Below are 10039 nucleotides of genomic sequence, written 5' to 3'. Positions count from 1 at the left end.
CTGCTCCTCCACTTGATCCTCCTGCATTCAAGTCAGTGTTATAGGGGTTTCGTACAGGCCCAGATAAATCTGAATGTGTAATATTCGTAAATCCGAATTCCGGTACATTTGTTGAGCCGATAGGAATAAAACCGGCCTTGATCAGTCGATCAACAAAATGGCTGGTACGGACTGCTTTATTGTCTTTTAATAGTTTTGAACCGGATCTGGCTGGTTCACCCTCTAAGTTTTGTCCGAGTTCTTTTAACAGGACAGGAACACCCCCAAAGATTTTGCCGTTCCAATTTTGGTTTGACGCTTCCTGCAGCGCTTTTTCTTTTCGTGTACTAATTACGGCATTCAACAGTGGATTACTGCTCTTGATTTCTTGAAAGCTGGATAGTATCAGTTCCTCAGAGGACAACAATCCATTTTTGATTTGTTCGGCATAGTATAGCCCATCTTTAGTGCGGTCGATTGTATTTATCATTATTTCTCCTCGTCTCATAGTGGTTTAAAGAAAGTATATCAATAGATGAATATAAGCCCAACTCATATTCGAAATGAATAAATACATCTGTATTATAAGAATCGTGGAGGTTGAATTATACCTATGGTTTAGGCATCGCTACAAAAGGACATGAATAGAAACCAAGTACCGAATTATATTATAATACAAAATTGTTTATTTATAATAAAGATAAACACTGGTTTAATCATCTATTCGAGAGTTGAAATTGAATAGATTAAGTATTTTGGTCTGCTTTTTCATTAAATTTTGATTTAAATTCAGGGAATTGCTATGATTTTTTAAGTAATAGGAAGGGGAAACGAAAATATGAATGGGTCATTGAAATTGAAAAGTGTATTTTTAGGAAGTGTAGTGCTTCTCGCAGCGTGCAACTCGAATGGGACAGGAGCAGCAGAAGATTCGAGCGATAATTGGGATAAGATAAGAGAAGAGGGTGTCATTCGCGCAGCTACATCAGGTACATACTTTCCTAATTCTTACCATGATGCAGATACGAATGAATTGACTGGTTTTGAAGTGGAGATCCTTAAAGAAGTTGGGGAACGTTTAGATCTGGAAGTAGACTTCACTGAAATGAATGTTGATGGTATGCTGACTTCATTGAACAGTGAACAGATTGATGTAGCGGCTTTAAGTATAAGTCATGCAGGAGAGAATGCAGATCGTTACAATTATACTACGCCATACAAATACTCCTATATGTCAATGATTGTACGTGAAGAAGACAACTCGGGTATCAATGAAATGGAAGATCTTGATGGTAAACGTGCAGCTGGAGCCGCAACCACTACATACATGAAAATAGCGGAACAATACGGTGCTGAATTAGTTATTTATGATAATGCAACTAATGACCAGTACTTGTGGGATGTTGCAAACGAGCGAACGGATCTCATTGTTAATGATTTCTATGGACAGAAAATGGCATTGACCGTATTTCCTGATATCCCCGTACAAATTCATGAAGAACTTTTCTTTAATCCAAGCTATACGAACTTTTCTTTGAAATTAGGAAACGACACTTTGACTGAACAAATCGATCAGTCTTTACAAGAAATGCACGAAGATGGCACATTGAGTGAATTATCTGAACTATTTTACTATGGTGAAGATGTAACAGTTGAGCAGGATTTTGATGTCATGACCATCGAAATCGAGGACTAGATAGTGCAGTCTATACAATGGCAATATATATTCGATCCCGAATTAGCTCTAGAATCTCTTCCTTTCATTTTAAGAGGCGTTCCTTATACACTCGGTATCGCACTGACAAGCACGATGCTTGGGATAGTAATTGGCATGATACTTGCGCTAATGCGATTGTCAGAATTTAAAGTTTTACGATGGGCAGCTCGACTGTATATTTCTTTTATGAGAGGAACACCTACATTAGTTTTTCTGTTTCTAATATATTTCGGACTTCCTTTTGCGGGGATTCAATTTAACGCACTAACCTCTGCTATTATTTGTTTCAGCTTAAATGCTGCCGCCTATATTTCTGAAATACTCCGTTCTGCACTATCTTCTGTTGCCAAAGGACAGTGGGAGGCGGCAGCCGTTTTGGGCTTGAATCCATACGTAACAATGAAAAAAATCATTTTACCGCAAGCAGTTCGGATAGCTATCCCCCCATTAAGTAGTGTATTGCTGGATGTAATAAAAGGGACGTCACTCGCCGCTATGATAACGGTGAACGAAATCTTTCAAAACGCCAGGATAGTAGGTGGAAGAGAGCACGATTATATGACCATGTATATTTTAGTTGCGCTGGTTTACTGGGTAATCTGTAGTATATTCAGTCTGCTGCAGGATTATCTGGAACAAATTTCTTCTAGATATATAATTAATTAAAAAATTTATTTACTAGTATACCTTTCTAGCCCTGTTCATAACATGAAAAATCCGATAGATAAAAGCAACTCCTGACACTATACTTAAATAGTGTCAGGAGTTGCTTTATGTTTTGGGATATGGACTAAAGGGTTTCGTAATCTTTTTATGCAAAAGTGTAATTAAATATTTTTGTTCTTCAATTGTTCCAGCATGTCTGTCGTCATTTTTTCTAAATCGAATTGAGGTGAGAATCCCCATTCTTCTTGAGCTGCACTTGTATCGATGGCATTTGGCCATGATTCTGCGATGGCTTGTCTGACCGGATCTACATCATAAGTCAGTTTGAACTCTGGGATGTGTTTTTGGATCTCGCGCTCAATATCTTCAGGTGCCACACTCATCGCACTGACGTTATAGGCGTTGCGATATTTGAGCTGCTCACTTGGGGCTTCCATTAGCTGAATAATTAAATCAACAGCGTCAGACATATACATCATATCCATGTATGTCCCTTTATCTATGAAAGAAGTGTAGGCGTTATTTTTCAATGCTTCAAAATAAATGTCCACGGCGTAATCTGTCGTTCCGCCGCCTGGTAAAGTTTCGTGAGAAATCAATCCAGGGAAGCGAACACTGCGGGTATCCACACCAAATTTCTGGAAGTAGTAATCACCGAGTAATTCGCCACTTACTTTCGTTACACCGTACATCGTCGTCGGACGTTGAATAGTGACTTGAGGTGTCTGGTTTTTGGGTGTTTCAGGGCCAAATGCGCCGATAGAACTTGGGGTGAAAAATTTCAAGTTGTATTCACGAGAAATTTCTAGAGCATTAAGTAATCCGCCCATATTCAAATCCCAGGCAAGTTTCGGTTTTGCTTCAGCAACGGCTGAAAGTAAGGCAGCGAGATGGATAAAGGTATCCACTTCATATTTTTCGACTAATGCTTTCATGCGGTCCACATCAGTTACATCGAGTTGTTCAAAAATTCCATCAGTTACGACTTTAGAATCTTTGGGTTCTTTGATATCTGTTGCAACAACATTATCTTTTCCATGTAATTCTCTTAGTTTCATAGTCAGCTCAGAACCGATTTGTCCTAAAGCTCCAGTAATTATAATTTTCTTCACAAAAAATCCTCCGACAGTTTCAAATTTTTAAAAATAAGAGAAGAAAGAGAAAGAACAAGTGTGTTCATTTCTCTTTCACTCTTTGTTGTTTAGTTAGCTGATGACGTTTAATTCTTTTCCGACTTTTTCGTATGTTTCCAGCACCTGATCTAAGTGATCTTTGGTGTGAGCAGCACTAGGCATATTTCTCACTCGACCCTTGCCGCGAGGCACAGTAGGGAAGACGATCGATTTAGCATAGATGCCTTCTTCAGTCAGACGTTTAGAAAAACTTTGAGTCAGTTTTTCTTCACCAAGAATACATGGGGTGATCGGGGTTTCTGAATTACCGATATTAAAGCCTAATTTTTTGAGTCCTTCTTTAAGGTAATGTCCATTTTCCCACAGACGTTCATTTTCTTCAGTAGAACTAGACATGATATCGATGGCTTCAATACATGCAGCACAAGCTCCAGGTGTTAGTGACGTTGAGAATAAGAAAGGACGTGCACGGACTTTCAACCAGTCGATGAGATTTTGTGTGCCGGCAACATAACCACCGACGACACCGACGGCTTTAGACAAGGTTCCCATTTGGAAATCGATTTTGTCTTGTAAACCAAAATGCTTGACTGTTCCAGCGCCTTTGCCCATAACGCCTGATCCGTGGGCATCGTCGACATAGGTGATCAAGTCAAATTCTTCGGCAATTTTAACAATATCTGGAAGATTAGCGACATCGCCATCCATTGAGAAGACACCGTCAGTAATGTACATTACTTTTTCATATTGACCACTTTCTGTGGCTGCTTTTGCTTTGGCGCGTAGATCATCCATATCCTGGTGGTTCACACGGATAACTTTAGCCCCTGACAGACGGCACCCATCAATAATTGAAGCGTGGTTGAGCTCGTCTGACAAGATAGCGTCATGTTTATTCATGACAGCTGAAATAGCCCCCATGTTACAGTTGAATCCGGATTGGAAAGCAACAGCGGCTTCGGTTTGCTTGAATGCGGCAATTTTAGTTTCTAGTTCCTCGTGAATCGTTTGTGTACCGTTGATGGTACGAACTGCACCAGCGCCGACACCGAATGTCTCTGTGGCTTCGATCGCCTTAGCTTTTAAGCGTTCGTCATTCGCAAAACCCAGATAATTATTGGAAGACATATTGATCAATTTTTTTCCATTGATCATGATCTCTGCGCCATTAGGACCTTCAAGGACATCTATTTCGTTATAAAGACCGTTATCTTTGAGTTCTTTCAAGTTTTCTTCTAAATAGGTATTCAATTTTTGACTAGTCATGAAATCTCTCCTTTTGTAATGTGTTCAGAATCCTCATGTTTAATTTTACCACTCTTTTAAAAAATCGTATAGTAATCCTGAAGATTATTGGAGGATTCTTATCGTCTCTTAGTCAAAATACCTTCTTATTTAAAAGATTTATGCTAAACTAATCTATATAACTAACAAGAACTGGAGTGAAAAACTGATGAGAATGATCGATTTGATTGACAAGAAACAACATAATCAGGCTTTAACAGAGGATGAAATTAAATGGATGATAACAAACTATACGTCAGAAGTTATTCCTGATTACCAAATGAGTGCGATGGCAATGGCCATTTACTTTAATGGCATGAATAATGAGGAACGCAGTGCTTTGACTATGGCTATTGTTGAATCGGGTGAACAAATCGATTTATCTTCCATAGAAGGAATCAAAGTTGATAAACACTCAACTGGGGGCGTAGGTGACACTACGACACTGGTTTTAGCGCCATTAGTTGCCAGTGTCGGCGTACCTTTTGCGAAAATGAGTGGACGTGGACTGGGTCACACGGGTGGAACGATCGATAAATTAGAAGCCATCCCGGGATTTAACGTTGAAGTTTCTCAGGAAAGATTTGTCGAATTAGTCAATAAAAACAAAGTGGCTGTCGTTGGACAATCGGGTAATTTAACTCCCGCAGATAAAAAGCTGTATGCCTTGCGTGATGTCACGGGTACAGTAGAATCGATTCCACTGATAGCAAGTTCGATTATGAGTAAAAAAATAGCCGCAGGTGCGGATGCTATTGTATTAGATGTTAAAATAGGCGCCGGTGCGTTTATGAAGAACGTTGAACAAGCGAAAGAATTGGCTGAAACAATGGTGAATATTGGTGAGGCTGTCGGTAGAAACACTATGGCTGTTATATCCGATATGAGCCAGCCACTGGGTAATGCCATCGGTAATGGCCTGGAAGTGAAAGAAGCGATCGATACGCTTAAAGGAAATGGGCCCGCAGACTTAACGGAACTTTGCTTGGTTTTAGGTAGTCAGATGGCTTATTTAGGCGGAGTCGGTTCTTCTCTGGAAGAGGCAAGAGCTAAACTCGAAGCAAACCTGCACAACGGCAAAGCTTTGGACGTGTTCAAAACATTTGTGGATGCACAGGGCGGCGACGCTGCAGTTGCTGATGATCCAGAAGGTGTTCTACCGAAAGCCAAATATTCACAAGATGTTCTAGCTGAAGAATCCGGTAAGGTTTCTGAAATCGTCGCCGATCAGATCGGTATCGCTGCGATGATGCTGGGCGCTGGTCGTGAAACAAAAGAAAGTGACATCGATTTAGCTGCAGGGATATATATGCACAAAAAAATCGGAGATGCTGTCGAAAAAAATGAAGCATTAGTGACGGTTTATTCCAATAAAGAGATCAAAGAAGAAGTAATAACTAAAATCTTAGACAACATTAAACTGGCAGAGTCTGCTGAAGTACCGACACTGATTCATGAAATCATTCAATAAGAGAAACCTTGAAAGGTAATACGAAGGAGAAGCGATTGGATACGTTCGGTATCTGGCGCTTCTCTTTTATTTTTGCAGATAAAGGTATGCTATACTGATGTGATAACTTTTTCGAAGAATTCAGAAAGGAGAAAGGTAGATGAGAAAGGAATCGATCCTTAATGGAATGAAGGCGAGCATGCCGATCATGGCAAGTTATCTCGGCTTGGGAATTGCCTGTGGTATTGTTTTATATGATGCCGGATTCAATGTGTTGGCTATCTTTCTCATGAGTAGTCTTGTATATGCGGGAGCTGCTCAGTTTTTAGCAGGAAGTATGATAGCCTTAGGTGCGACAGTTCCCTCAATCATATTGATGGTCTTCTTCTTGAATTTGAGACACGTTTTGATGTCGGCAAGCATTGCTAAATACGTCAAAAAGAAACCGCTAAGCTATTTAAGTATCTTTAGTCATACGCTATCCGATGAATCATTTGGTATCAATTACTCCAAGTTTCAGAAGGATGACTGGACAACGAACGAGGCCCTGTTCACCAATCTTTTCAACTATTCGGCCTGGGTAGTGAGCACGGTATTAGGTGGGATTATTGGAAGTCAGGTCACCATTAACACACTGATCATGAATTATGCTTTGATCGCGATGTTTTTATGTATGATGGTGCTGCAGTTCGTTTCAAAAGAACACATTATCGCTGGGGTTGTCGCTGTCGTGCTGTCCGTCTTGCTTACGATACTGCTTAAACACAATATCGCTTTGGTTTTAGCGACGATCATTGCGTCTTTTGTCGGTTATTATATAGAAAATAGAACCGTTGAAAAAGGAGTGAGGATCGATGACTAGTCAAATAGGGTTGCTGATTTTAGGAATGGCCATAGTTACTTATATTCCGAGGTTTTTACCGATCTTACTTTTGAGTAAAAAAGAGATTTCTCCGTCATTCAGTCGCTGGATGTCATATATCCCTGTTTCGATCTTTGCATCTTTAATAGCTTCGGACATATTTTTTTGGGAAGGTTCTTTTTCGTTACAGCCGCTTAGTAACATCAAACTCATTCCATCTGTGCTTGTCTTGATCGTAGCCTATAAAACAAAAAGTTTGCTCTGGTCCATGATCACAGGTGTGCTTGCAATGACTTTGTTCTGGATGTTGTAAAAAGAGAGTTTTAAAGTGGCATGAATTGTTTACAAAAAAACGAAAAAAAGTCATGATTAATTTCATGACTTTTTTTCGTTAATGATGAATAGAAGGTTCTTTCAATATTCTTTCGCCTAAAGAGTTGGCCCATTCTTCTGTCCAGCAGAATGAATAAGGCACACCGTATTTTTTTCTGAGATTTTTATACCTTTCCATCCGTGCCCAAGACCAGGAAACGATACCGATAACTAAAAGGTATAGGGGGCCTAAAAGGATGGACTGATAGGTATGTCCATATTCGTGGACCGACAGTCGGTCACACTGTTCTTTCAAACGGTTTTCATCGTTTTGGGTGCGTATTAGCAATTTATCTTCACGATCATTCGGCGTGAAGATAAATAAGCCGAGAGAAATCCCGTTGAACGATGACCACTTGGTCCGGATGCTTCCATGATAAAAATCATGGGGTGCCCTAAAATAAAAGAGGAACAAGGCGAATCCCAATGACGTCTGGAAAAATCCCCAAGTCAATTGAATAAGTATATATAAGGGGATCCACGCATAGATAAACAGTAAATGGGTTAAGTTTGAACGATTCATAAGCAGCCTTCTTCAGTTGAAATCAGATTATATTTTTTAACGAGTTTCCGAGCGAAAAGCATAGCTGGATTTGTCAATATTTCTAGCTTCACACCACTGTGCAGCAGACCCCGAAATGATTATATCCGTCTTTCTTAACTCATCAATAGATTCTGCGCCGAGTAAAGTCATGATGCGTTTGATTTCTTCTTTCCAATGATTAATGGTCAGAATTGCGTCATCCACATCATCCAATGCCATATGCATGATTTGACTCGAAAGCCCGTTGATCGAAGCGCCGAGTGCTAATGACTTAACGATTTCCATCGGCCGTCTGATGCCTCCAGAAGCGATGATCGAAGCCAGTTTGACACTTTCTTGTGCTTCAAGAAGAGAGACGACTGTGGATTGTCCCCATTCTTCAAAATCATCCAATTTAAAGTCTTTTCTGCGGTAATTTTCTATTTTAGCAAAGTTGGTGCCGCCTTTTCCGCTTATATCGATAAGTTTAACACCGATAGATTCGAGCAATGCCACTGTTTCTCTAGACATGCCAAAGCCCACTTCTTTTACAATGACGGGTAAAGGTAAGCCGTTAACTATAGTTTGAAGATTCTCTATCCAGTTTGAAAATTCACGGTCCCCTTCTGGCATAACGATTTCCTGAGGTGCGTTCAAATGAATCTGAAGCGCATCTGCACCGAGTAAATCTACGGCGCGTTTGGCGTTCTCTAAACCGTGTCCGGCACCTAAGTTTGCGAAAACGAGACCATTCGGATTCGTCTGGCGAACAATTTTAAATGATCCGGCTTGAGAAGGGTCTTTAAGGGCAGCACTGACCGAGCCAGTAGCCATTGCCAGATCTGTTTCTCGGGCAATGACAGCTAGTTTTTCGTTGACCTTCCCGGTCCATTCACTCCCACCGGACATAGCATTGATAAAGAAAGGGGATGAGAATTGCAGATCATCTAAAGAAACAGAAAGATCCACATCCAAGACATCGCATTGTGGAAAAGAGTGATGAACAAATTTTATATCGTTGAACGAAGAGTGATTCTGATCATAAAATTTTTCTGATAATGAGACATGTTCGTTTTTACGGTTATTGGTTTTCGGCATAAAGCACACTCCAGATTTTATTGATTAGATTTATCATACACATTAAGAGAGAGAGGTTCAATTTTATTTGCTCGCCATTCCGATAGTATCTGTCTTTTCTTGAGATTTGAATCGATCAGGGCAATTCCGCAGTCTCCACCTCCAGCACCAGACGTTTTTGAAGCTGCACCATATTTTAAAGCAATATGGGTAAGCGTTTGAAGCGGAGGCGTTTCTAAGGTGATGTTTTTTGCTTGACTCATATCAAGCAGCAACTCTCTGTTGTAACGAATAGATTCATATATCTGTTGCGTGTCGTTTGCTTTTAAGCCGTCAATTAAATCCAGCACACAGGTTTTGCTTTCTATCAGAAACGCTTGATCGTCTATTCCTTTTCGGTCTTGCTCGATAGAAGTGACAAAGGTTTCTGTCGAAGCCGGTATCCCTGTCCAGCCAACGATAAGATTTAATTTTTTGGGGGAGGGGAGCCGTTCGATTTTCAGTTCAGGCCATGAACACTCGAGAAGTGAAGTGAGACTCGCATCAGTCAGCTTTTCCTTCAGCCAACTTTTATCCAGACTGAAGTAAGCGATCCAGCCTGTATAGGTGGCTGCAGCTAAGTCTCCAAGTGAGCCACGGCTATGTAGAGACGTGTGAATAATTGCAGCTAGTTTAAATATCTCCTCATCACTTAGAGAATACCCGACTGATTCAAGCAAAGCTAAAATCGTTGCGACTGTTATAGCCCCACTGGAACCTAGACCGTATTTCCGGCCATCCTCGCTGTTCAATGAACTCGCTATCCTTACGTCATAGTAAGGCAGCGTCATTCCCTTTTCTCTTTAAAAGCGCTCAGTCACTTCAATGGTTTTCAATAAAATAGTCGCCTTTTCGTTTGTTTCTTCTAGAAAAGGATCACGATCCACTCGTTTCCAGTACAGCGTGTTGTTAGAAAGTTGAGGAGAGTTTATCATCC

General features: G+C 40.4%; 11 protein-coding genes. 5 read left to right on the top strand and 6 right to left on the bottom strand.

What is annotated here, in order from left to right; genetic code table 11:
• Positions 1 to 469 (bottom strand): amidase family protein (locus tag R6U02_RS08035; protein WP_410263094.1); only part of this gene is annotated, 469 nt, incomplete at its 3' end.
• 348 nt (positions 470 to 817) lie between these two features.
• Here R6U02_RS08035 and R6U02_RS08030 point away from each other — a divergent pair.
• On the top strand, positions 818 to 1675 hold the full coding sequence (locus R6U02_RS08030; RefSeq protein WP_410263093.1) for a transporter substrate-binding domain-containing protein: 858 nt from the start codon (positions 818 to 820) through the stop codon (positions 1673 to 1675).
• Positions 1676 to 1678: 3 nt separating this feature from the next.
• A complete protein-coding gene (locus tag R6U02_RS08025) occupies positions 1679 to 2362 on the top strand; it encodes an amino acid ABC transporter permease (RefSeq protein ID WP_410263092.1) in 684 nt (227 codons plus the stop codon).
• A 161-nt stretch (positions 2363 to 2523) separates the two neighbouring features.
• On the opposite strand, the gene R6U02_RS08020 is transcribed toward R6U02_RS08025, so the two are convergent.
• Complete coding sequence (locus tag R6U02_RS08020) at positions 2524 to 3474, bottom strand: L-threonine 3-dehydrogenase (RefSeq protein WP_410263091.1); 951 nt, start codon at positions 3472 to 3474, stop codon at positions 2524 to 2526.
• A gap of 93 nt (positions 3475 to 3567) precedes the next feature.
• The gene (locus tag R6U02_RS08015) at positions 3568 to 4761 is read right to left on the bottom strand and encodes a glycine C-acetyltransferase (protein WP_410263090.1); all 1194 of its coding nucleotides are present in this window, start codon (positions 4759 to 4761) and stop codon (positions 3568 to 3570) included.
• Between the two features lie 187 nt (positions 4762 to 4948).
• Between R6U02_RS08015 and R6U02_RS08010 the strand changes: the two genes are divergently transcribed.
• The 3 genes from R6U02_RS08010 (at position 4949) to R6U02_RS08000 (ending at position 7404) form a co-directional block, all read left to right on the top strand.
• Positions 4949 to 6250, top strand: coding sequence for a pyrimidine-nucleoside phosphorylase (locus R6U02_RS08010; protein ID WP_410263089.1), 1302 nt, complete (start codon positions 4949 to 4951; stop codon positions 6248 to 6250).
• A gap of 139 nt (positions 6251 to 6389) precedes the next feature.
• Positions 6390 to 7091 (top strand): AzlC family ABC transporter permease, encoded by a 702-nt coding sequence (locus R6U02_RS08005; protein WP_410263088.1) that lies wholly within the window; start codon positions 6390 to 6392, stop codon positions 7089 to 7091.
• On the top strand, positions 7084 to 7404 hold the full coding sequence (locus R6U02_RS08000) for an AzlD domain-containing protein (RefSeq protein WP_410263087.1): 321 nt from the start codon (positions 7084 to 7086) through the stop codon (positions 7402 to 7404). Before R6U02_RS08005 ends, R6U02_RS08000 begins: the two co-directional genes overlap by 8 nt.
• Positions 7405 to 7482: 78 nt before the next feature.
• Here the strand turns inward: R6U02_RS08000 and R6U02_RS07995 are convergent, their stop codons facing one another.
• Genes R6U02_RS07995 through R6U02_RS07985 form a run of 3 tightly spaced genes read right to left on the bottom strand, consistent with a single transcriptional unit; the run spans position 7483 to position 9893 of the window.
• Complete coding sequence (locus R6U02_RS07995; RefSeq protein ID WP_410263086.1) at positions 7483 to 7986, bottom strand: hypothetical protein; 504 nt, start codon at positions 7984 to 7986, stop codon at positions 7483 to 7485.
• A 36-nt stretch (positions 7987 to 8022) separates the two neighbouring features.
• Positions 8023 to 9084 (bottom strand): type 2 isopentenyl-diphosphate Delta-isomerase, encoded by a 1062-nt coding sequence (gene fni, locus R6U02_RS07990; RefSeq protein WP_410263085.1) that lies wholly within the window; start codon positions 9082 to 9084, stop codon positions 8023 to 8025.
• A gap of 17 nt (positions 9085 to 9101) precedes the next feature.
• Entirely contained in the window at positions 9102 to 9893 is a 792-nt protein-coding gene (locus R6U02_RS07985) for a phosphomevalonate kinase (protein ID WP_410263084.1), read from the bottom strand.
• Between the last annotated feature and the right edge of the window lie 146 nt (positions 9894 to 10039).

It is taken from the genome of Alkalibacterium sp. (genome assembly GCF_046484155.1).
Lineage (GTDB): Bacteria > Bacillota > Bacilli > Lactobacillales > Carnobacteriaceae_A > Alkalibacterium.
Note: the sequence above shows the minus strand (reverse complement) of the source record. Positions and strands in the feature narration are given on the sequence as shown.

What these genes read in the sequence shown, in the direction of transcription:
- R6U02_RS08030 (WP_410263093.1), top strand. Translation starts at nt 818, where the DNA reads ATGAATGGGTCATTGAAATTGAAAAGTGTATTTTTAGGAAGTGTAGTG.
- R6U02_RS08015 (WP_410263090.1), bottom strand. Translation starts at nt 4,761, where the DNA reads ATGACTAGTCAAAAATTGAATACCTATTTAGAAGAAAACTTGAAAGAA.
- R6U02_RS08010 (WP_410263089.1), top strand. Translation starts at nt 4,949, where the DNA reads ATGAGAATGATCGATTTGATTGACAAGAAACAACATAATCAGGCTTTA.
- R6U02_RS08005 (WP_410263088.1), top strand. Translation starts at nt 6,390, where the DNA reads ATGAGAAAGGAATCGATCCTTAATGGAATGAAGGCGAGCATGCCGATC.
- R6U02_RS08000 (WP_410263087.1), top strand. Translation starts at nt 7,084, where the DNA reads ATGACTAGTCAAATAGGGTTGCTGATTTTAGGAATGGCCATAGTTACT.
- R6U02_RS07995 (WP_410263086.1), bottom strand. Translation starts at nt 7,986, where the DNA reads ATGAATCGTTCAAACTTAACCCATTTACTGTTTATCTATGCGTGGATC.
- fni (WP_410263085.1), bottom strand. Translation starts at nt 9,084, where the DNA reads ATGCCGAAAACCAATAACCGTAAAAACGAACATGTCTCATTATCAGAA.
- R6U02_RS07985 (WP_410263084.1), bottom strand. Translation starts at nt 9,893, where the DNA reads ATGACGCTGCCTTACTATGACGTAAGGATAGCGAGTTCATTGAACAGC.